The organism is Streptomyces syringium (genome assembly GCF_017876625.1).
In the GTDB taxonomy this organism is placed as follows: domain Bacteria; phylum Actinomycetota; class Actinomycetes; order Streptomycetales; family Streptomycetaceae; genus Streptomyces; species Streptomyces syringius.
Map to the genome: position 1 here is coordinate 7030066 of NZ_JAGIOH010000001.1, position 21647 is coordinate 7051712.

21 protein-coding genes are annotated in these 21647 nt (G+C 73.4%); 9 read left to right on the forward strand and 12 right to left on the reverse strand.

Annotation, left to right across the window (positions count from 1 at the left end):
• Window positions 1–89: 89 nt before the first annotated feature.
• Window positions 90–1568: a PP2C family protein-serine/threonine phosphatase gene (locus JO379_RS30535; RefSeq protein ID WP_209517982.1), complete on the reverse strand. Its 1479-nt coding sequence runs from the start codon at window positions 1566–1568 to the stop codon at window positions 90–92.
• 349 nt (window positions 1569–1917) lie between these two features.
• On the opposite strand from JO379_RS30535, the gene JO379_RS30540 reads away from it, so the two are divergent.
• From JO379_RS30540 to JO379_RS30550, 3 genes are all read left to right on the forward strand, one after another.
• Window positions 1918–3345 carry a HEAT repeat domain-containing protein gene (locus JO379_RS30540; RefSeq protein ID WP_130880956.1) on the forward strand — a complete coding sequence of 476 codons (1428 nt, stop codon included), beginning with the start codon at window positions 1918–1920 and terminating at the stop codon, window positions 3343–3345.
• A 166-nt stretch (window positions 3346–3511) separates the two neighbouring features.
• The gene (locus tag JO379_RS30545) at window positions 3512–4147 is read left to right on the forward strand and encodes a hypothetical protein (protein WP_307842190.1); all 636 of its coding nucleotides are present in this window, start codon (window positions 3512–3514) and stop codon (window positions 4145–4147) included.
• A 180-nt stretch (window positions 4148–4327) separates the two neighbouring features.
• Complete coding sequence (locus JO379_RS30550) at window positions 4328–4537, forward strand: DUF5302 domain-containing protein (protein ID WP_165451657.1); 210 nt, start codon at window positions 4328–4330, stop codon at window positions 4535–4537.
• 108 nt (window positions 4538–4645) lie between these two features.
• On the opposite strand, the gene JO379_RS30555 is transcribed toward JO379_RS30550, so the two are convergent.
• From JO379_RS30555 to JO379_RS30580, 6 genes are all read right to left on the reverse strand, one after another.
• Window positions 4646–5557 carry a hypothetical protein gene (locus JO379_RS30555; RefSeq protein WP_209517984.1) on the reverse strand — a complete coding sequence of 304 codons (912 nt, stop codon included), beginning with the start codon at window positions 5555–5557 and terminating at the stop codon, window positions 4646–4648.
• A 128-nt stretch (window positions 5558–5685) separates the two neighbouring features.
• Window positions 5686–6075, reverse strand: coding sequence for a DUF6233 domain-containing protein (locus JO379_RS30560; protein ID WP_130880954.1), 390 nt, complete (start codon window positions 6073–6075; stop codon window positions 5686–5688).
• A 276-nt stretch (window positions 6076–6351) separates the two neighbouring features.
• Complete coding sequence (locus JO379_RS30565) at window positions 6352–6525, reverse strand: DUF6126 family protein (RefSeq protein ID WP_165451656.1); 174 nt, start codon at window positions 6523–6525, stop codon at window positions 6352–6354.
• 69 nt (window positions 6526–6594) lie between these two features.
• On the reverse strand, window positions 6595–6939 hold the full coding sequence (locus JO379_RS30570) for an ArsR/SmtB family transcription factor (protein WP_130881875.1): 345 nt from the start codon (window positions 6937–6939) through the stop codon (window positions 6595–6597).
• Between the two features lie 5 nt (window positions 6940–6944).
• Window positions 6945–7142, reverse strand: coding sequence for a hypothetical protein (locus tag JO379_RS30575; protein ID WP_209517987.1), 198 nt, complete (start codon window positions 7140–7142; stop codon window positions 6945–6947).
• 104 nt (window positions 7143–7246) lie between these two features.
• Window positions 7247–7702 (reverse strand): pyridoxamine 5'-phosphate oxidase family protein, encoded by a 456-nt coding sequence (locus JO379_RS30580; RefSeq protein WP_207304024.1) that lies wholly within the window; start codon window positions 7700–7702, stop codon window positions 7247–7249.
• A gap of 563 nt (window positions 7703–8265) precedes the next feature.
• Between JO379_RS30580 and JO379_RS30585 the strand changes: the two genes are divergently transcribed.
• Both JO379_RS30585 and glxA read left to right on the forward strand, forming a co-directional pair.
• Complete coding sequence (locus tag JO379_RS30585; protein WP_242626445.1) at window positions 8266–10071, forward strand: glycosyltransferase family 2 protein; 1806 nt, start codon at window positions 8266–8268, stop codon at window positions 10069–10071.
• A 114-nt stretch (window positions 10072–10185) separates the two neighbouring features.
• Complete coding sequence (glxA, locus tag JO379_RS30590) at window positions 10186–12123, forward strand: radical copper oxidase GlxA (protein ID WP_130881873.1); 1938 nt, start codon at window positions 10186–10188, stop codon at window positions 12121–12123.
• A 105-nt stretch (window positions 12124–12228) separates the two neighbouring features.
• Here glxA and JO379_RS30595 read toward each other — a convergent pair whose 3' ends face one another.
• Together JO379_RS30595 and JO379_RS30600 are read right to left on the reverse strand one after the other, a co-directional pair.
• Window positions 12229–13458, reverse strand: coding sequence for a glycoside hydrolase family 6 protein (locus JO379_RS30595; RefSeq protein WP_130880951.1), 1230 nt, complete (start codon window positions 13456–13458; stop codon window positions 12229–12231).
• Window positions 13459–13592: 134 nt separating this feature from the next.
• Window positions 13593–14654, reverse strand: a complete 1062-nt coding sequence (locus tag JO379_RS30600) for an ATP-dependent DNA ligase (RefSeq protein WP_130880950.1) — start codon at window positions 14652–14654, stop codon at window positions 13593–13595.
• A 77-nt stretch (window positions 14655–14731) separates the two neighbouring features.
• Here JO379_RS30600 and ligD point away from each other — a divergent pair, with 77 nt between their 5' ends.
• Window positions 14732–15736 carry a non-homologous end-joining DNA ligase gene (gene ligD / locus JO379_RS30605; protein WP_130880949.1) on the forward strand — a complete coding sequence of 335 codons (1005 nt, stop codon included), beginning with the start codon at window positions 14732–14734 and terminating at the stop codon, window positions 15734–15736.
• Between the two features lie 116 nt (window positions 15737–15852).
• Window positions 15853–16239 carry an SH3 domain-containing protein gene (locus JO379_RS30610; RefSeq protein WP_130880948.1) on the forward strand — a complete coding sequence of 129 codons (387 nt, stop codon included), beginning with the start codon at window positions 15853–15855 and terminating at the stop codon, window positions 16237–16239.
• A gap of 2 nt (window positions 16240–16241) precedes the next feature.
• Here JO379_RS30610 and JO379_RS30615 read toward each other — a convergent pair whose 3' ends face one another.
• Window positions 16242–17429: a CapA family protein gene (locus tag JO379_RS30615; RefSeq protein ID WP_209517991.1), complete on the reverse strand. Its 1188-nt coding sequence runs from the start codon at window positions 17427–17429 to the stop codon at window positions 16242–16244.
• Window positions 17430–17799: 370 nt separating this feature from the next.
• On the opposite strand from JO379_RS30615, the gene JO379_RS30620 reads away from it, so the two are divergent.
• Both JO379_RS30620 and JO379_RS30625 read left to right on the forward strand, forming a co-directional pair.
• On the forward strand, window positions 17800–17994 hold the full coding sequence (locus JO379_RS30620) for a hypothetical protein (RefSeq protein WP_130880946.1): 195 nt from the start codon (window positions 17800–17802) through the stop codon (window positions 17992–17994).
• Between the two features lie 350 nt (window positions 17995–18344).
• Window positions 18345–19526, forward strand: a complete 1182-nt coding sequence (locus tag JO379_RS30625; protein WP_130880945.1) for a hypothetical protein — start codon at window positions 18345–18347, stop codon at window positions 19524–19526.
• A gap of 28 nt (window positions 19527–19554) precedes the next feature.
• Here JO379_RS30625 and JO379_RS30630 read toward each other — a convergent pair whose 3' ends face one another.
• Together JO379_RS30630 and JO379_RS30635 are read right to left on the reverse strand one after the other, a co-directional pair.
• Entirely contained in the window at window positions 19555–20541 is a 987-nt protein-coding gene (locus tag JO379_RS30630) for a DUF6528 family protein (protein ID WP_130880944.1), read from the reverse strand.
• A 183-nt stretch (window positions 20542–20724) separates the two neighbouring features.
• The gene (locus tag JO379_RS30635) at window positions 20725–21627 is read right to left on the reverse strand and encodes an NAD(P)H-binding protein (RefSeq protein WP_130880943.1); all 903 of its coding nucleotides are present in this window, start codon (window positions 21625–21627) and stop codon (window positions 20725–20727) included.
• Window positions 21628–21647 lie beyond the last annotated feature (20 nt).

Below are 21647 nucleotides of genomic sequence, written 5' to 3' on the forward strand. Positions count from 1 at the left end.
CAACCCCCGCGTGATCAGACGCGGCCGGACTCAGTCGTGGCCGGACGCGGTGATGGTGATGTGGTCGGGCGTGGTCAGGTCGGGCGTGGTCAGCAGCCGACGCGGGCGACGAGCACGCAGGCGTCGTCCTCGCGCGCCTCGCCGCCGAACTCCTCCAGCACCACTCGCACACCGTCCTGCGCGCTTCTCGCCATCGCGAAGCGCGGTGCCAGCTCCAGCAGTCGCTCGGTGCCCGGATCGGTGGCGGGCGTGGTGCGGCGGGGCGACAGCCCCTCGGTGTGCAGAACGAGCACGTCACCCGGCTCCAGGTGCTCTTCGGCCTGGGCGTACGCGGCGTCGGCGACCGCTCCGAGCAGCACGCCCTCCGGGGGCCGCAGTGCCCGGCCCCGGCCGTCCCGGAAGAGCAGGGGGGCGGGGTGGCCGGCCTGTGACCACAGCAGGGTGCGCTCGCGGGGGTCGTAGCGGCAGCACACCGCGCTGCCCAGCGCGGGCTGGGCAGAGGCGTCGAGCAGGCGATTGAGCAGGCCCATCAGGGGGCCCGGCTCGGTCCCGGCGACCGCCATGCCGCGCAGCGCGCCGAGCAGCATGGCCATGCCGGAGGTGGCGGTCACCCCGTGTCCGGTGAGACCGCCGACGCTCAGCAGCGTCCGCCCGTCCGGAAGCTGCATCGCGTCGTACCAGTCGCCGCCGATCAGGGCGCTGCTGGCGGAAGGGAGGTAGTGCGCGGCCAGATCGAGGACGCCCGGCGCCTCGGCGGGGCCGACGGCGGGAGGGGTGGGCCCGTCGTGCGGGAGCCGGAGGGAGCCGCGCCACGGGGGCAGCACGGCTTCCTGCAGCTCGACCGCGAGCCGGCGCTCGGCCTGCGCGATGTGCCGCTCCCGGCGCAGCGAGTCACGGGTCTCGTGCACCTCCCGCTGGCTGCGGCGCAGCTCGCTGACGTCCCGCAGGACGGCCCACATGGAGGCCGTGGCGCCGTCGGCGTCGAGCACCGGCTCACCCATCATGTGCACGGTGCGCACGGCGCCGTCCGCGCGCACGACGCGGAACTCGCCGTCGATCGCCTTGCCGTCCACGAGGCAGTCGGTGACCATCGCGGACAGCAGTCCCCGGTCCTCCTCCAGCAGCCAGGAGGGCAGCTCGTCGAGGGTCGGCGCCCCGTCCTCGGGCCGTCGGCCGAAGAGCTCGAACAGCTCGTCGGACCAGGTGACCTCGTCGTTGAGGAGATTCCACTCCGCGCTCCCGGCGCGGCCGGGGCCGGGGTCCGGCACCGCGGGCCGCGCGGGGGCGGGCACACCGGCGGGCACGTCGACGTGCGCTTCGTCGGGCAGTCCCGCGCGGAGCTGGTCGAGGTGCTCCCCGAGGCCGTCCAGATGGTGCGCGGCCAGATCGCACAGGGCCCGCTGCCAGCGCAGCTCCGGGTCTCCCGCGCGCTCCTCGTCGGCCGTCTCGCGGCGCACGGCGTCGATGTCGCCGCGCAGCCGCCGCGTCTGCGAGATCAGGGCCTCGACCGTTCCGCGCTGGGGCGGTCGGTCGGCGGCGGAACGGTCCGCGGAGAGGGGGGACGGCATCACGTACTCCGATACATGCGCGGCGCGGCCAACTCTGACGGATCCGGGGGATCCGGTGGATCTGGGGAAGGGCCGGTAACGACTGTTGCACAGCGAGCGAGCGTCCGTCAGTGATTTTGCAATACCCGATACGGTGGTGCTGTAGGCATATGTCAGAGGCTTTCCGGGATCCGGCGGGGGGCAATTCGGACACGGCTCGGTGGAATGCTCCGCTCCGGGTAGGCTGCGGGCGCTCGGAAGACCTCGAGTTCCTCCAGTTCACCAGGCATAGCCCAGGTGGACACCGGCAAGAATGCCGGACGACGGAAATCCCGTTGCCAGCCGACTCCCCGCACCGGATGCTGACCCCATGTTCGATCCAGACATAGCGCCCAGCGGCACCCTGCTCGGCCTCCTTCAGCGAGGCCGCGGCGACGGGACCCTGCATGCCCTCGCGGCGCCGCGGGCCGAGGCGCTCGCGGCACTGCACCACTGCGTGCTCCGCGATCCGCGGTGTGACTGGCAGGTGGAGAACCGCTCCCTCTACTACGCGCGGCTCTACCTGGACCTCGACGGCGGTCTCGAGGAGATCGAGCAGCACCTCTTCGCCCCGGACGACCTGCTCGACACCGCCGAGGAGCGCACCGGCCTCGCCCTCGCCGTCCTCGGCCACCTCGCTTCCTACGGCCGCGACGACGCCCTCCTGCTGCTGCGCCGCTACGCCACCGCCGGCGGCAACTGGTCCTGGGCCCTCGACGAGCTCGCCCTGCGCGACGACGACGCCGGTCTGGCCGCCCTGGGCGAGATCATCGTCGCCCGGTTCCCCCGCACGCCCGAGGGCGAGTCCGCGCTCGCCACCGCCGTGCGGGACGCCTTCGAGCCCCGCCCGTGGCGGCTGTGGGCCGAGGACCCGCACGCCCCCGCGACCGCCGCCCGGGTGCGCGCCGCGCGGGAACAGGGCTCCTTCGACCGCTGGCAGCGCCAGCTGCGGCCGACCGGCCCGCGGCCGGGCTGGAGCGTCCGCGAGGTCCTCGACTGGGCGCAGCAGGGCCTGTCCCTCCACCCCACCCAGCACCGCCACGTGCCCGCCACCCGCTGCCTCACCGCGGTCGCCGGGCCCGAGGACCGGGTCGAGATCATCGAGGCCGCGGCCGACGCCCCCGACGCCGCGCGCGCCACCGCGCTGCGCTACCTCGCCGAGCACCACGACCCCCAGGCCCTCGATCTCATCGAGGCCGCCGCCGACGATCCCCGCGAGCTCGTCGCGGAGGCCGCCGTCACCGCCTTCGGGCGCATGCGCAGCACCGCGGCCCTGGAGCGGGCCCGCACCTGGATCCACCGCACCGACGCCCTCGGCGCCGCCGCCGCGGGGATGCTGGCCTGCCGGGGCGCCCAGTACGACGCCGCGCTCGTCCTCGGCGCCCTGCGCCGGACCGTGCGGGCCCAGGGCCCCGACGCACCGGTGCTGTGGGACCTCGTCGACGGCGCCGGGCGGCTCGCGATCACCTGCGCCGCACCGGTCCTGCGGCACGTCTACCGCGAGACCTCCTCCTCCCATCTGAGGGGCCGGGCGGCCCGGGCGCTCGCCGCGACGGACCCCTCCTTCGCCACCGGGTTCGCCGTCGAGTGCCTGTGGGACTGCGAGGAGACCACCCGCGAGCTCGCCGCGCACCACGCCACCACCGCCGATGCCCGCGTCGTCGAGCAGCTGCGCAGGCTCGCCGCTGATCCGGCGGAGGAGGCCGAGGTGCAGACCGCGGTCCGCAGCCGCTTCGGCCCGGACGCCCCGGCGGTCTGACGGCGCCGGGACAGCGCCGGGTCGGTTGCCGCCCCACCTGATGATCTTCAGGCTGCCCGCTGCTCCTAGGATGTGCGGGGCCGCCGTCCGCGGCCCGACCGCCCGGGCGCGGCCCCTTTCGCGGGCCGAGCGGGGCGTCGGTTATCTCCTCGTCCCAAGGAGCGACGTGCCCGAACAGCGCGCACCGCGACCCTGCCCGTCCCCGCCCCGGTCGACAGCCGGCCCGTCCGGCCTCCGAGCCGCCCCGCTCCTGGCGGCCGGCGGCAGGGTGCTGCTCGTCGGGTCCGCGGTGCTGGCCCTCCAGCTCGGCGCCGGCGCGCTCCCGGCCGGGGCGGCGACCGGCCCCGGTGGCGGGACGGCCGTATCGGACGGCCGGACGGCGACGGTCCGGATCACCGAGGGGCAGGTTAAGGAGATCGGCCCGGGTGGCACGATCGTCTACCCCAGTGTGACCAGCTGTCTGACGGTGACGGTCCGCCTGCGCGACGGCGGCAAGGCGGGTGCCCACGCCAGCCTGTTCCAGGTGCCCGGTGAATACCGGTCGGACGCGATCCTCGCGGCACTGAGGCGTCAGGTGGGCGGCCGGGCCGTCGGTGCCGTCGAGGTCAAGGGCGCGGTCGGGGCCTGGCACCCCGGCTACTTCACCAAGGCCGTGGAGAGTTACGGCGACGGCGAGGCCGTTCCGTATCCGACGCGGCCCGATCCGGAGGGGCTGGCGGCGGCCGTGGCCGAGGGTCTCGGTACGCCGGGGAGCGTGGTGACGGTGGAGGATCTGCCCGACGGCGACCTGATCGTGCGCTGACGGAACGGCGTGCGGGGGATTCGCCGGTGCCCGGCGCCGGAGCCCGGGGTCTCCGGGCGCCTGACGTGGGACCTGACGTGGGACCTGGCGTGGGACCTGGCGTGGGACCTGGCGTGGGAATGGTGGTGGCGCCGGTGTGCCAAGCTGTCGCTAACCGGTATGACCGACCAGGAGGTTTTCATGACAGAGAACAACGTGCCGCAGGACGCGACCACCGAGGGTGCCGAGGGCACCGAGGACGCGGTCAAGCGCAAGTTCCGGGAGGCCCTGGAGCGCAAGCAGGGCAAGACCGCGGGTGGTGCCAACGGCCAGAACCGCGACGGCTCGAAGATCCACGGCACCCACGGCAAGGCGGGCGGCCAGCGCAACTTCCGTCGCAAGAGCGGCTGACCTCGCGCCGACGCCGCCCGACTCCTGGCGGCCGGTCGCTTCGGCCGGTGCCGCACCGGCAACTCCCGGTGCGGCACCGGCCTTTGCGCGGTCCGGGCCCTGTCCGCCTCAGCTCGGGCGGGCCTTTCCGGCCGTTCTGAACAGCCATACCAGGGCGAGCCAGGGGGTGGTGGCGGCGCCCGCCGCCAGGGCCCAGCCCGTGCCCGTCGCCGGGAACCCGGTGAGCAGCGGCAGGACCAGCCCGGCGCCACAGGCCAGGAGAGCTGCCGCCGGCAGGTGGACGCGGGGTGTGAACCGGCGGGCGGAGCGGACGCCGGACTCGTTGCGGTGCAGCACCATGCCGGTGACGACCCCGGCTGCGAAGGTCAGTACCCAGATGGCGGGCAGGGCGATCAGCCGGCCGACGAAGGTGCCGATGTCATTGTCCGGCGTCTCGCGCACCCCGAGGTCGGGCCGGCTCGGCGCGTACAGCAACCGCACGGTGCGGCCCACCTCCGGCATGCCCGGGGTGTGCACGTTCTCGACGGTGACCCGCCGCGACCCCGAGTCGAAGGGGAGGACGACCTCGACGGCCGACGCGTATTCGTCGACGTCGTTGATCTCCACGCCCGTGGAGCGCGGCTCGCCGACGATCCGTTGGATGCGGACGTCGTGGGTGGCGCCGTCGGCCTGTCCGACCTTCGCGAGCCACTCGCCGTAGGGGCCGTCCGGCCCCACCCCCTGGCAGAGCGCGGCTCCGCTGGCGAGCGCGATGCCGAAGCCCAGTACCCAGCACACCAGGCGCGAGGACCGGGGCCCGTATTTCTTGCGCGTGACCCGCTTGCGTGACACCGCCCGCCTTCTGGCCGTGACCAGCCAGGAGACGCATATCCAGCACAGGGCGCAGCCGGCGGCCAGGGCGAGCAGCCACAGCTGCTGCCGCTTGGGCGGCAGCTCCCGGAACGGGATCACACCGGCCACCACGGCCGCGTAGGCGGCGATCAGCGTCGCCCACCCGGTGAGCCGCGTCCCTATGTTCATGTTCCACATCCCCCGCCACGCCACTTGATGATCTTGACGTGGACAGCATAATTGGTGCATTCGCGCCACAACGCCGCAGGAGAAGTGCAGGAGAAGCGGAGGGGCCGGTACCGGTGCGGGGCGGGCCCTCAGTAGCGGGCGAGGAACCTCTGCGGCTGGCAGGCGTCGCAGGGCCGGGCGCCGTCCGACGCGAGCTGGTCGCGGGCCTCCGCGGTGGTCATGGCGTCCTCGCCGCCCTTGGGCACCCAGCAGCCCGCGTGATGCAGCTCCATCAGGAGCCTGCCCGACCGGCGGTGCGTGGTGACGAGCCAGAGGGCGTCCTCGAGCCCGGGCCGGTACGGTCCGGGGTGCTCCGCGCGGGTGGCGAGGGCGCCGTGCGCGGTATCGGTCTCCTCGAAGTCCCCGCTGTCGAGGTGGTGCAGAACGACCGCGCGCACCCAATCGCGCGGGGAGTGGCCGGTCTCTCGCGCAGCGGCCTCGATACGGGCACGTTCATCAGGGGTGAAGAGCTGCTCCATGACGCGCGACAGTAGCAGCGCGAGGGGCGGCGGACCCTGCCGCCGGAGGTCGGAGAAATGTTCTGACCTGCCAAGTTGACAAGAACACCGGCGGAATATGCCGCGTGCACCCTGCACGCGTGCACGAGGCACGGTGCCGCCGCCGACCCCGCGCCCCCCGGCCGGAACCCCTGGGCGTCAAGGGCAAGGGTGATTTCGGCCTGAAGTCGGGCATATGCGCCGTCGCCCAGGAGGATGACGGCGGCGCTCCCGGCCGACGGCCGGATGGGCCGCGTGCTACTTCGGCGCGTGCTCGCCGAGGTAGAAGAGCAGCCAGATGAAGCCGGCGAGCAGGTGGCTGACGACGACGTAGATGAGCACGCGGAAGGCCACGGCCTTCTCCTTGTACTTCTCACTGCCTGCGCCGAGGTCGCGCGGGGGCGCGGCCTGCCCGGCCGGGTCGTCGGTCACTGCTGCTCTCCAGTCGTCGTGCTGTGCTGTGCTGCGGCGGCCGGGTGGCGGCCGCCGGTGCGGGTGGTGTCAGGGGGCGTCCGGCCGCTCGGCCTCGCGCAGTTCCGTCAGGAGCTCCTCCTGGCCGGTCAGGACCTGGGTGAGCAGCCGCCGGGCGGCCGCCAGCAGCTCCGCGACGTCCCCGCCCGCCAGGGCGTAGACGACGGTGGGGCCCTCGCGGGTGGCGGTGACGATGCCGGAGCGACGCAGCACGGCCAACTGCTGCGAGAGGCTGGAGGCCTCGATCCCGATGGCGGCGAGAAGGTCCCGCACCGGCATCGGCCCGTCCTGGAGGAGCTCCAGCACCCGGATGCGCACGGGGTGCCCGAGCATCCGGAAGAACTCCGCCTTCGCCTGGTAGAGCGGCACCCGCACCCCGATCAACGCCCGTCCCGCCCCTCGTCCGGATCCGTCGCGGCGCCGGTGTCGACGCCGTGCGCCCGGGCCAGCCGCAGCGCGTCGTCCAGCTCGTCGGCGGCCATGGCCACCGCGTAGGCGTCGCCGTCGGCCTGTGCCGCTTCCAGGGCCGCGCGCGCGTCGCGCACCCGCTCCCGCATCGCTTCGGCGAACGCACTCACCACAGCCCCCCAGCGGCACGCCTGATGACCCAGGCACCTGGTGAATTGAAGAATTCTTCAATTCTAGGGCACGCCCCGCCGGGTCCGACCCGGCGGGTGCCGGGTCATACCCGCCACTCCCCGTTCCTCATCAATTCCCGTCCCTCCAGCTCGTTCTCCTCCCGCCAGGCCAGGAGCCGACGGGGCCGGAAGCGGAGGTACACCCAGGTGTCGCGTTCCCGGGGGTCCCACGCCAGCTTCGCGGCGAAGGCGTCGGCCGCCGCGGCCGGGAGGTCGGCCCCGGCGACGGTCTCGGCGTCGGCATCGATGAGGATCACGTCCCGGGTGTGACCGAGGGCGATGCGGGCCTCGCCGTTCGCCGCGAGGTTGCGGGCGGTGCGGTTGGTGGTGCGGGTGCACATCACCAGCGTGCCGTCGTGCCAGACGAAGGACAGCGGGGCCAGCAGCGGCCCGCCGTCGCGGTCCGCCGTGGACACCCACGCGTCCTGGTCCTTCTCCAGCCGTTCCAGCACGTCGGACTTCCGCTGCTCGGCACTGCGCGCCGGTGGCATGTTCGTCATCCCCGGACGCTATCGACGCAACGCGCCTGCGCGCCTCGGCCGTAAGCCGTACGTCATCTGGGCCTACCGCCGTACTACCAGCGGCCTACCTCGACCTGGGGCGACCCTCGGCCGGTACGGGTCCCGTGTGGTCTGTGTGGGTGGCCTGACGGTGTGTTGCATGCAGATTGTCAGATGATCAGAGAGTCAGCTTGTTAGGTTTTCAGGGCTGATGCAGCGATTTATGCGATTTATTCGAGTCATGCAAAGTTCCCGTGTCCTTGTGCGGCTGGGGGTGTGTGGTGACGGTTTCGGCGAGTGGAGCCCGGTTGGCGGCCACCGATGGGTGCGCGGTGGCGAGTGTGTCCAGTGACAAGGCTTCCGGCGGCCGGCCCGTCGACGGCAAGGCGGCCGGGGGCGGCTCAGCCGGCGCCGTCGCGTCCGGCGGGCCGCCCGGCGGCGTTCCCGGCCCGGGCGGAGCCGCCGGCGGATCGGGCCCGGCGGGCCCGGGGAGCCCCGGTGCCCCCGGCGCCGGCGGGCCGGGCTCCGGGGGAGCGGGGCCGGGCGGCCCCGGCGGGCCCGAGGTGGCGGAGCCGGACGGGGCGAGCGGACCGGCGGGCTATGACTACGAGGGGTTCAGCCGGCTGGCGGGGGAGCTGACGGAGCCGCCCAAGGGCGTGTACCGGGTGCGGTACCAGCGGCTGCTGGACCGGGAATCCGGCAGTGGGTGGGGGATCGGGCTGCTCGTGGGAGCGGCCCCGCTGGTGTCTATGGGCTTGCTGGTATGGCTGTTGTGGCCGGGGCACTGGGCGCACCGGGAGTACGTCGGCCCCATCGGGCGCGCCGCGGACACGGCGATGCTGATCTCGATCGGGCTGATCGAGGTCTTCAGAGTGGTCAACGTCCTCTCCAACGCCCATGCGACCTGGGTCGCCCGCGATCCGGTGCCGGTGCGGGCACAGCCGGGCACCCGGGTGGCGTTCCTGACGAGCTTCGTCCCCGGCAAGGAACCCCTGGAGATGGTGAAGGCCACGCTGGAGGGGGCGGTGCGCATCGAGCACGACGGGGTGCTCGATGTCTGGCTGCTGGACGAGGGCGACGACCGCGAGGTCAAGGCGCTGTGCCGACAGCTCGGCGTACGGCACTTCTCCCGCAAGGGGACGGTGCGCTGGAACCAGCCGTCGGGCTGCTTCCGGGCCCGCACCAAGCACGGGAACTACAACGCCTGGCTCGACGCGCACGGCCACGACTACGAGTTCATGGCCTGCGTGGACACCGACCACGTGCCGCTGCCGAACTTCCTCCAGCGCATGATGGGCTACTTCCGCGACCCGGACGTGGCCTTCGTGGTCGGCCCGCAGGTCTACGGCAACTACACGGCGGCCGTGACGAAGGCCGCCGAGAGCCAGCAGTTCCTCTTCCACGCGCTGATCCAGCGGGCGGGCAACGCCTACGGCTCGCCGATGTTCGTGGGCACGAGCAACTGCGTGCGCATCAGCGTGCTGCGCCAGATCGGCGGGCTCTACGACTCGATCACCGAGGACATGGCGACGGGGCTGGAGATCCACCGCCGCCGCAACCCCGCCACGGGCCGCCGCTGGCGGTCGGTGTACACCCCCGACGTGCTGGCCGTGGGCGAGGGCCCGTCCTCCTGGACGGACTTCTTCTCCCAGCAACTGCGCTGGTCGCGCGGGACGTTCGAGACGCTGCTGAAGCAGTACGGCCGGGCGGTCTGGCGCCTGTCGCCCGGCCGGGCACTCAACTACACGCTGATGGTGACGTATTACCCGATGGCGGCGCTCAACTGGTTCCTCGGCGCCGTGTCGTGCGTGCTGTTCCTCGGGCTGGGCGCGGCGGGCATCAACGTGGAGTCCCAGGTGTGGCTGATGCTCTACAGCGACGCGGCGGCGCTCCAGGTCGGGCTGTACATGTGGAACCGGCGCCACAACGTGAGCCCGCACGAGCCGGCCGGGTCCTCCGGCGCGGCCGGGATGGTGATGTCCGCCCTCTCCGCCCCGCTGTACGCGCGGGCGCTGGGGGAGGCGCTGCTGCGGCGCCGCTCACGGTTCGTCGTGACCCCCAAGGGCGACTCGGCCAGCCCCGACTGCCTGGCGACCTTCCGCACCCATCTGGTGTGGGTCGGGGTCTTCGGACTGTCGCTGGCCGCGTCGATGGTGCTGAGCCACGCCCACACGGCCATGCGCATCTGGGCGGGGCTGGCCATGCTGACCGCCCTCGGGCCGCTCGGGGTATGGCAGGCGGGTCTGCTGCGGGACCGCTGGCGGGCCCGCCGCGGGGCGGAGCCGGCGGTGGCGGCGGGGGATCCGGCGGTGGCCGGGGAGGCGGAGGCCGGGTCGTCCCTCCCGGTGGAGCAGCGCAGCCCGGTGTGAACGGAGGCCGCCCGGCACGGGCGGCGGTCCTCGGTACGGACGTACGGCGCGGCAGTGCCGAGAGGGCGGTGGCGCCGAGAGTGCTGATGCGACGGATGGGATGTGGGTGGTGTGGTGAAGGTCTACCCGAAGACGAAGACACGCAAGGCGGCGCTGGGCGCGGTGGCGGTCGCGGCGCTCGTCGCGGCGAACGCCCCGGCCGCCGCCGGGTTCGCGGAGCGGGCCTGGCACGAATACACCATCAACCAGGAGTCGTACAAGGCCCGTTACGGGCACTGGGACCTGGTGGACGTCCCCGAGAAGTTCAGGATCAACGCGATCCACGCGGCCCTGCTGCACACGGGCAAGGTGCTGCTGATCGCGGGCTCGGGCAACGACGAGAAGAACTTCAAGGCGGGGACCTTCCAGAGCGTGCTGTGGGACCCGCGGAAGGACACCTTCAAGGAGATCGACACCCCCAAGGACATGTTCTGCGCGGGGCACGCGCAGCTGCCCGACGGAAAGCTGCTGGTGGCGGGCGGCACCGCGCGCTACGAGAAGCTGACCGGCGATGTGACGCGCGCGGGCGGCGGGATGATGGTGAAGAACGAGGACCCCGACAAACCCCGGACCCTGCCCGCGGGCACCGTCTTCGAGGGCTCGACCGGCAAGCGGTACCGCTCGCAGCTGCCGGTGCTGGTGCCGCGGGCGAAGAAGACGGTGACCGAGGAGACCGACGAGAACCCGAAGAAGGTCGTCGTCAGCGCGTCCCAGGCACGGGTGTACGTGGAGTCGGACGTCGAGGGCGAGGAGGGCATCGCCAACACCGCCGACCAGTACAAGGTCAAGGGGCTGCGGGGCAAGGACGCCCAGATGGTCTACGGGCTCGCGACGAAACTGGGGCTGGACAAGAAGGACTTCCAGGGCCTCAAGGAGGCCTACGAGTTCGATCCCGTCACCGAGCGGTATGTGACGGTCGACCCGATGGAGGAGGCCCGCTGGTACCCGACCCTGGTCAGCTTGAAGGACGGCCGGGTGCTGTCCGTCTCCGGCCTGGACGACATGGGCGAGATCATCCCGGGCAAGAACGAGATCTACGACCCGAAGACCCGCACCTGGGGCCCGGCGCCGCAGCAGTACTTCCCCACCTACCCCGCGCTGTTCCTCACCAACGGCGGGAAGCTCTTCTACTCCGGCTCCAACGCCGGCTACGGCCCGGCCGACAAGGGCCGCAAGCCGGGCGTGTGGGACGTGGAGGAGAACACCTTCACCCCCGTCCCCGGCCTGCGGGACCCACAGCTCACCGAGACCTCCGCCTCGGTGCTGCTGCCCCCGGCCCAGGACCAGAAGGTGATGATCCTGGGCGGCGGCGGGGTGGGGGAGTCCCGCGAGGCCACCAAGCGGACCGCGGTGGCGGACCTGAAGGCCGAGAACCCCGCCTTCACCTCCGGTCCCGACCTGCCGGTGGGCACCCGCTACCTCAACGCCGTCCTCACCCCCGACGACAAGGTCTTCACCACCGGCGGCTCACGCGACTACCGCGGCAAGCGCGGTTCGGACATCCTGGGTGCCCAGTTCTACGACCCCCGGGCGAAGGCGTTCGACACCATGGCCGCCCCCACCGTGGGCCGCAACTACCACTCCGAGGCTCTGCTGCTGCCCGACGGGCGGATCGCGGTGTTCGGCTCCAATCCGCTCTTCGCCGACGAGGACGACACCAGGCCCGGCGTGTTCGAGCAGCGCATCGAGGTCTACACCCCGCCGTACCTCTACCGCGACAAGCGCCCGGCCCTGCGCACGGGACCGCTCAAGGCGGAGCGGGGCGGAACCGTCACCCTCCCCACGCCGGCCCCCGGCAAGGTGGCGGCGGTCCGGCTGATGCGCCCGAGCGCGGTCACCCACGCCACGGACGTCGAGCAGCGCTCCATCGCCCTGCAGGCGACGGCCCGGGCCGACGGCCTGTCGGTGACCATCCCGAAGGATCCGTCCCTGGTGCCGGCCGGCTGGTACATGGTCTTCCTGACCGACCGGGAAGGCACCCCGTCCGAGGCGGCGTGGGTGCGCGTCCGCTGAGCCGTACCCGACCCGGTGCCCGAGCTGTTGCCGGGCACCGGGTCGGCTGTGTGACGGGCATCCCCGCCGCGCGGGCGACGTCATCGGGGCCGGCGCGGCCGGTGGCTACTTCGCCGGTGTGAGGGGGGCCGGCGCTGTCTGCGGGCTCGGGTGCGGGGCCGGGGGAGCCGCCGGGGTGACGGCAGGGGCGGCCGGCGGCATCACCGCGGGCGGCGTCACGGGTTGCACCACCGGCTTCAGCACCGGCACCGGCTTCTCGACCTGCACGGGCTGCGGCGCGGCCGGCTTCGCGGGGGCGGTCGGTCTGGTGCGCGCCAGCTTCAGCGCGTAGTCGGCCCACCAGTGACCGGCCGGCGGGGCGCCCCGGCAGGAACCGTCCGACTCACCGGGGCGCTTGACCCAGACGAAGGCGTCGACGCGCGCCGCGCCGGTGTGCGTCGTGGGCGCGGCGCCCAGGGCCCGGCCCGGGGGGTTGCACCACGACTCGGCTCCGTTGCCGCCGGTGGCCTTGTCCTGTTCCGGAGGCAGCGGACCGTTGCCGTTGCGGCTGGTGTCGATGATGTAGTGCGCCCCGCCCAGCAGGTCCGAGAGCTTGTCGCCGTACGCGCGGGTGACGGGGGTGGTGTGGAAGTTGGAGACGTTCAGCGCGAATCCGTCCGCCTGCGACACCCCCGCCCTCTCCAGCGCACCCGCCAGCAGCCGCTGATCGGAGATCCAGCCGGAGTTGCCGGCATCGAGGTACACCGACGTACGGGGGTTGGCCTTGAACTTCCGTACGGCCTCGCCCAGCAGCCCGAGCCGCTCCTTGGCCACCTCCGGGGTCACACAGCCCGACGCCCACTGGGCGATGGCGTCGGGCTCCAGCACCACCCACGCCCGGCGCTCGGCGATCCCCGCCGCGGCACTGTCCAGCCAGGCCCGGTAGTGGGCCGCGTCCTTGGCGCCGCCGGAGGAGTACTGGCCGCAGTCACGGTGCGGGATGTTGTAGGCCACCAGCAACGGCACCTTGTCCGCTTGTTCGGCCTGTCGGGTGACCTGCTCCACCTGCTCCTTCGGGTCGCGGCCGTCACCGGGCATCCACACGGCCGTCGGCTGGTCGGCGATGCGCCGGAGCACCGCCGCGTCCTGTTCCCGGCCGCGTTCCTGCCACACCCGCACCTGCCGTGCCGCCCGGCCCGTGGGCTCCACCCAGAACGGGGAGTCGGGGCCGTCCGTGGCGCTCGCCGCGGCCGCCCGGCCGTCACAGGACGGCAGGCACACGCCGCACGCGCAGGCGAACAGGACGGCGCCGCGCCGGGCTCCGGTGATGAAGCGGGCTGTATGTGCCCTGGGCATGAACCCCACCCTTCCGCTCTTCACATGGTCCTCGTCCGTTCCTCCACGCTTACACGTGTCGATCCGTCAGGTCGCGCGGAACTGCGCCGAACGGGCAGCACGGTGCCCCGGCCGGCGGTTCGGCTCCTCGCCCGCTATCCGCCGAGCACCTCCGCCAGGTCGTAGTGGACCGGCTCCTCCAACTGCGCGTAGGTGCACTCCCGCGGCTCCCGGTCGGGGCGCCAGCGGCGGAACTGGGCGGTGTGGCGGAAGCGGTCGCCCTGCATGTGGTCGTAGGCGACCTCGCACACCCGCTCCGGGCGCAGCGGGATCCATGACAGGTCCTTCTTGCCCGTCCACCGGCTCGGGCCGCCGGGCAACCGGTCGGCGGCCTGCGCCTCCTCGCTGGCCCACCGCTCCCAGGGGTGGCCCTCGGCGGAGGGCATCCGCAGCGGCTCCAGCTCGCCCATCAACTCCTGGCGGCGGCGCATGGGGAAGGACGCGCAGACCCCGACGTGCTGCAGCCGGCCCGCGTCGTCGTGCAGGCCGAGGAGCAGCGAACCGACGACCGGACCGCTCTTGTGCAGCCGCAGACCCGCGAGCACGCAGTCGGCGGTGCGCTCGTGCTTCACCTTGACCATGACCCGCTCGCCCTGCCGGTAGGGGAGTCCGGGCGGCTTGGCGACGACCCCGTCCAGGCCCGCGCCCTCGAACCGCTCGAACCACGCCCGGGCCACGGCGATGTCCTCGGTGACGGGCGCGACGAACACCGGGTCGGCCGCGTCGCGCAGCGCGTCCTCCAACGCGGCGCGGCGGGCGCGCTGCGCCGTCTCCAGCAACGACGCGTCGCCGAGGGCCAGCAGATCGAACGCCACAAAGCTCGCGGGGGTGGTCTCCGCCAGATGGCGTACCCGGGAATCGGCCGGATGGATGCGCTCCAACAGGGCGTCGAAGTCCAGCCGTCCGCCCCGGACGATGACGATCTCGCCGTCCAGGACGCAGCGCGGCGGCAGCTGTTCGCGCAGCCCGCGCACGAGTTCGGGGAAGTAGCGGGTCAGCGGCTTGCCCGAGCGGCTGCCGAGCTCGATCTCCTCGCCGTCCCGGAAGACGATGGCCCGGAAGCCGTCCCATTTGGCCTCGTAACTCATGCCCGGTGGGATGGCCGCCGCGGACTTCGCCAGCATCGGCCGTACCGGAGGCATCACCGGAAGGTCCATGATCTTGATTGTGCGGGTGCGACGGCTCTCGCGCCCGCCGACGGGCGCCGCCCGCCCGTGCGGCCTAGCGTGACGGTATGGCAGATTCGCTGGAGCTCACCGTCGGCGAGCGGACGGTGCGGGTGTCCCACCCGGAGAAGGTCTACTTCCCCCAGCGGGGGTTCACCAAGGCCGACCTCGCCCGCTACTACCTGAGCGTCGGTGACGGCATCCTGCGCACGCTCAGGGACCGGCCCACCACGCTGGAGCGGTACCCCGACGGCGTGGAGGGCGAGTCGTTCTTCCAGAAGCGGGCACCCAAGAACCTTCCCGAGTGGATCCCGACCGGCCGTATCTCCTTCCCCAGCGGCCGCCACGCCGACGAGATCTGCCCCACCGAGACCGCGGCCGTCCTGTGGGCGGCCAACCTCGGCTGTCTCACGTTCCACCCCTGGCCCGTGCGGCGGGCCGACACCGAGCACCCCGACGAGCTGCGCATCGACCTCGACCCCCAGCCCGGCACGGACTACGCCGACGCGGTCCGGGCCGCGCTCGAACTGCGCGACGTGCTCGACGGGCTGGGACTGACCGGCTGGCCCAAGACCTCCGGCGGCCGGGGACTGCACGTCTTCGTCCCCATCGCACCGAGGTGGACCTTCGTCCAGGTGCGGCGCGCGGCCATCGCCGTCGCCCGGGAACTGGAGCGGCGGGCGCCGGAGCGGATCACCACCGCCTGGTGGAAGGAGGAGCGGGGCGCCAAGATCTTCGTGGACTACAACCAGACCGCCCGCGACCGCACCATCGCCAGTGCCTACTCCGTACGGCCGCGCCCGCACGCCCCGGTCTCCGCACCGCTGCGCTGGGAGGAGGTCCCGAGCGCCGTGCCCGAGGACTTCGACCTGGCCACCATGCCCGCCCGGTTCGCCGAGGTGGGCGACGTGCACGCCGACATGGACGACCAGGCCTGCGGTCTGGAGGCCGCGCTCGAACTGGCCGACCGCGACGAGCGCGAACACGATCTGGGCGATCTACCCTACCCGCCGGAGCACCCGAAGATGAAGGGCGAGCCGAAGCGGGTCCAGCCGAGCCGCGCCAAGAAGTGAGGCCACCCGATCGGCTGATCACCCGGAAGGGCCGGAATTCCTTGTCCCGGTTTATCGGGACAAGCAGCGCGGAAACTGGGCATAGCGTTATCCACTTCGCACTGCAGGGAGTTCCCATGTCCAGGACACTCGTGATCCGCGGCGTGCTCGCGGCCGTCGCGCTCGCCACCCCGCTGCTGGCCGTCGGACCGGCCCAGTCGGCACCGGTGCCGGTGCCGCCGAGCGGCACGGTCACAGCAGCCTCGGGCGTCAACGAGCGCGCGTACCCGAGCATCGACTCCAAGGTGACGGGCCGCCCGCTGAAGCACCGCGCGCCGATCGCCCTGCGCTGCAAGGTCCGTGCGCAGAACATCGGCGGCAACGAGTACTGGTACCTCCTGCGGGCCCGCCCCACCTGGGTCGCGGCGAAGTACGTCGGCGCCGTCGGGAACGTCCCCCTCTGCAGGAGCGTCAACCGCAGCGTCCTCGACGACACCCCCGCGACCCGGGCCGCCATGGGCTGACGTCAGTCGCCCATGACCAGGCCGTCCTTCGCCGCGCCCCGGGACAGCACCGCCTCGCGGATCTGCTCCCGGGCGTCGGCGAGGTCCGCGCGGCCCGGCCGCTCCCGCACCGCCCGGCCCAGGGCGATCACCCGGAACGGCGGGCCCTGGTCCGTGAGCTGGGGCAGGAACTCCGCCTTCGTCACCGTCCAGCGCCCGCCCGCCTTCGCGGGCGGCGCGAACGTGAAGCGCGCGAGCGAGCTCTGGTTGCCCCGCCCGTCGGGGACGCCCCGCGGATTGAACATCTCACCCGCGAGCTGGTCGCCCATCCCGTAGACCACCCAGGTGCCGCGCACCTTCTCGTAGGCCTGCGGCACATGGTTGTGCGTGCCGAGGATGACGTCGATGTCCGGGCGCCCGCGGCTCCTGGCGGCGGTGAGCCGCTCGGCCAGGGCCAGCTGCTGCTCGTCCGGGTCCCGCTGCCACTCCGTGCCCCAGTGCAGGGAGACCGCGACGACGTCGGCCCCGGCCTTCCGGGCGGCCCGGGCGTCCTCGACGACGCGGTCCTCGTCGAGGAGATTGACCGCCCAGGGACTGCCCTCGGGCACGGGTATGCCGTTCGTGCCGTAGGTGTAGGACAGATGGGCCACCTTCGCCGGCCCCGCCCGCAGCAGATTCACCCGGGCCCGCTCCGCCGCCGACCGCGCGGAACCGGTGTGCCGCAGACCCACCGCGTCCATCGCGTCCAGCGTCCGGCGCACACCCGCGCTCCCGGCGTCCAGGGTGTGATTGGAGGCCGTCGAGCAGGAGTCGTAGCCCGCCTCCTTCAGGGCCCGCGCGACCTGCGGCGGTGAGACGAACGCCGGCCAGCCGCTGAACGGCCCCGACCGCTCCCCGTACACCGTCTCCATATGACAGATCGCCAGGTCGGCGCGGGAGACGATGTCCTTCACCCCGGCGAACATCGGACGGAAGTCGTACGCCGTGCCCGACCGTTCCCCGTCCCGCTTCGACTGCCGGATGACCGAATCGTGCGGCAGTACGTCCCCCGAGGCCAGCAGGGTGAATCCGCGCTGCCCCCGCGCCGCCTGCGTGGCCCCCGGTCCCCGTGCCGCCCGCCCGTCGGCGTCCCCGCCCGGCGCGCACCCCGGCGCCACGGCGAGCACTATCCCGAGCGCCGCCACAGCGGTCCTGCCTCCGTATGTCCCCATCGCTCCGACTCCCGGTTCGCCGACAGTGAGCTGCACGCCTATATGACTTATTGGGGCATCTCTGGGCGACTTGGGCGAGTCGGGGACAGGGGGTGACGGAAGCACAGGAGACGGAAAGGCGCCGACCACGGGCGTACGGGCGCTTACCGGGGCGCGGGGACCACCACACGCCGAAAGGCTGCGCCGGTCACGCTTCCGGCAGGCGCCCTCGGGTGCCATGATGGCCGGCGGGGGAGGGGAATCCGGTGAACTGTACACACTGCGGCGCGCCCGTGATCCAGGGGTCCGACGGCGGCTGGTCGTGCAACAACTGCGGCGCGGCCGGGAAATAATGGACGGCACCGACATCCCCCAGACGAATGCTGCCGCGATGCTGTGCAAAGACTGCCTGAACCCGGTGATCGAAGGCCCCGAAGGGGGCTATGTCTGCGGCCAGTGCTTCCACGTCGTGGAACCCAACGGCTACGCCGAGCGCCGCGCCGAAGGTGTGAAGAAGGCCGCCGAGGAGCGCCGGATCCGCACCGAGGAGCGCCGGGGCCGCCCCGGTGCCCGGAAGTGGTCCTGAACGGGCCCGCCGGGCCGGCGGCCGTCCGGCCGCCCGGCCACCCCCGCCGCGGGCCGCGCCGACGGCACCCGCCACCGGACCTCGCCGACGGGGAGATACCGGACGTCGCCGGGGACAGGGCCCGGCCCCGCCCCGCCTGTCGGTGACGGGCGCCCGCGGTCACCACCCGCGGCGGCCCGAGCACCCGACCCCCGTACCCAGCCACAGGGGCAGCCCGTGCCACAAGGGCTGCCCGTACCCGCCGCGACGGCGCGGGACCCGCATCAGCCGGAAGGAAGCGCGCAGTGAACCACCCCGCTCATGGTTGTGTTCTGTTGCTGGACGGCACCCCGGACAGACGGCGGGGAGCCTTGCCCAACCCCACCGCGCACGCCATCGCCGGAGCCAACCCCCGCGGTTTCCTCGCCGCCGCGTCCGCCGACGTGGTGCAGCTTCCCGCCATGGCGGGGCCCCAGAGCGTCCTGGCCTACCTCCAGCACGCCGTCACCGGCACCGGGCCGTTACTGGTCTGGGTCACCGGCCACCTCATGATCCCGGCCCGCCGCAGCACCGAACTGCACCTGGCCCTGCGGGAGAGCACCCCCGCCACCGTCCGCTACACCGGACTGCCCTGGGAATGGCTCACCCGTACCCTGCGCGACCACCCCGGCCCGACACTGCTCGTGATCGACGCGGAAGCCGACGCCCACGCCCTGCCCCACGTGGCCGCCGCGGCCCGCGAAGGACATCTCGCGGCGGGCGTACCCGCCTGTGGCGTCATCACCCCCGCCGCGCCCAAGGCGCCCCTGGAGGCCGGGCCGTACACCCGGTCCTTCCTCGCGGCCCTGCGCACCGGGCATCCCACCGCGGGGCCCACGCTCGACCCCGCCCACGTCCACCACCAGGCCCTCGCCCAGGTCACCCTCCCCGAGGGCGTCGTGGCCTTCCAGCACGGCGCGTTCGGCCCCGTCCTCACCAACCCCTGTGCCGCCCCCGCGGTCCGGCGCCCCGCGCCCGTCCCGGCGGTGCCCGGATTCGGGTCCCCCGCGCCCGTCGCCCCCGAGCCCCCGGTGGCCGCGACGCCCCCGACGCCCCCGACGCCAGGGGTCCCCGAACCCACCGGCCGGCCGGACGACGACCCGCTGCCGCGGATCCTCGCCGCCGCCCACGCCGGCCGGCACAACGAGGCCGCCAACATGGCCGCCGCCTGGGAACAGCAGACGCTGCGCCGGCACGGCACGGACAGCGCGGAAGCCCGGCTGTGGATCGAGGTGCGCGCCGACCTCGCCCGGCTGGCGGGCGACCACCCGCGCGCCGCCGAGCTGTGGATGTCGGCCGCCGCGAACCGGCTCGCCCGGGGCGGCCCGGCGGACACCGAGGCCCTCGCCGCGCTGAAGCGGGCCCATTACTGCTGGCAGCACAGCGGGGAGCGCGCCCGCCGGCTGGCACCCGCCCTGCTCGCCCTGTGGGAGCAGGTGCCCGACAGCGTCGACGCCACCGCCGACGTCCGTGCCCGTCTGACGGAAGAGGTCTCCCGCCCGGCAGCACGCTAGCGGCCGGGCGACTGCCCGCCAGGGGCCGTCAGCTGCGGTAGGAGGTCCACCAGCGGGCCTTGTACATTCCGCCGCGCAGCAGGGTGCGGGTCCCGTCGGGCTGGTACAGGGTCAGGGTGGAGGTGCACCAGACGCAGGGGTTGCCCGGTTCGGGCCGGGCGACCAGCACCTGCCCGGTGACCGGATCGTCGCCGACGCTCTTGACCGACCGCCCGCTGATCCTGGACTGCAGCGGGTAGGAGACGAACTGCCGCTCCGAGGTCGCGTACTGGTACACCGCCGAGGACGTCGTCACCCACAGCCGCCCGGGCGAGGCGAGCACCGGGGCCAGATCGTGACCGCCCCGGGTGGGCAGCGTCCGGCGGTGGACGACCGTGAGGGCGGGATAGTCCGGCGTACCGCCCACCGCCAGCGCCACGAGCTCCCGGTCGCCCAACGCCCACAGCAGCTCATTGCGCGGATCCCAGTGCACACCGTGCGCCCCGGCGAGGGCCACCTGGGTGTACTCGGTGGCCCGCGTGCTGCGGGACGCGGCGTACAACCGCACGTACTCGCCCTTGCTGGCCGCGACCGCCACGTTCCCGTCCGGCAGCAGCTCGATGCTGTGCGCGTTGCCCGAGCCGGTGTCGGCCGCCCAGTACGACGTGCCCTCCGGATACCGCACCACGGCGGCCAGCCCGCCGGACGCCGTGGTCAGCAGATACCGCCGGCCGTCCATCTCCCGCAGCTTGGCCTCGCTCGGGTTCGTCCACGAACCCGCGGGCCGCAGATCGGCGAGGTCCGCGCGGCCGTCGGCACGCCACGACCACAGCACGCCCCCGCCCGGCCCCTCGGCGTTCCACCGCGTCCGCTCCGCGTCCAGCACGTACACCGACCGGGTGGCCTGGTCGGCCGCCACGATCGGCGTGACCGCCGCGAGCGCGGAACGCCCGCCCACCGTGTGCTGGGCCCTCGCCGGCCCCGACATCCCCAGTACGGTCAGCGCCGCGAGGACGGCGACCCACAGCCGTCTCACGCGGCCCCCCGCGCCGTCGCCGTGATCCCGTTCTCCACGCAGAACTCCCATCCCGTGACGCGGCATCCGCGCCGACAGGATCGGGGAGCGCGCCCCTTTCCCCCGCCGCGCCACGCCCGGAGGTCCCGCGAACGGGGTGGGCCGAAACGGCCGAGGGGGCGCGACCGGATCGGCGGGGGCGCGTCAGCCGCGCCAGGCTCCGGCGGCGGCCGCGTCCTTGACGAACTCCGCAAAGTCGCGCGGGTCCCGGCCCAGCGCGCGCCGCACGCCGTCGGAGACCTTGGCCTCCAGGCCCCGGCGGATCGGGTTCAGGGCCGCGGCCCACAGCTGTGCGTCCTCCGCCGAAAGCCCCTCCTGCCTCAGCTCGGCCGTGAACCGGTCGACCGTCACCGGCACATAGCGGATCGGGCGGCCCGTGGCCCCGGCGATCTCCGCGACGGCCGTCTCCAGGTTCACCGCCCGGGGCCCGGACATCTCGTAGACCTGCCCGGCGTGCCCGTCCTCGGTCAGCGCCGCCACCGCGACCGCCGCGACGTCCTCGAGGTCGACGAAGGTCGCCGCGCCGTCCGCCACCGGCAGTCTCAGCTCGCCCGCGAGCAGCGCGTCCAGGAACAGCCCCTCGCTGAAGTTCTGGGCGAACCACCCCGGGCGCAGGATCGTCCACTCCAGCCCCGAGTCCCGCACCGCGTGCTCGCCCTGGAGATGGCTCGCGACGCCGGCTTCCTCCCCGGCTGCCCTCTCCTCGTTCTTCTCCTCGCTCTTTTCCTCGTCCGCGGCCGCGCCGTCCTCGTAGTAGCCGGGCACGTCCACCCCACGGGCCGACAGCAGGACGATGCGCTCGACCCCGCTTCTCCTGGCGAGCCCGGTGAAGGACCGGCTCACCGCCACCCCCTCCAGCGGTACCGCGTACACCGCGCCGACGCCCTCCAGCGCCGGGCCCCATGTGCTCTCGTCCAGCCAGTCGAAGCGCTGCTCACTGCTGCGCGACGCCACCCGCACGGCCACGCCGCGCTCCTTGAGCCCTGCCACCACGCGGCGGCCGGTCTTGCCCGTGCCGCCGATCACCAATACCGGTTCGTTCGTCATGCCCCGAGCTTCCCCGCCGG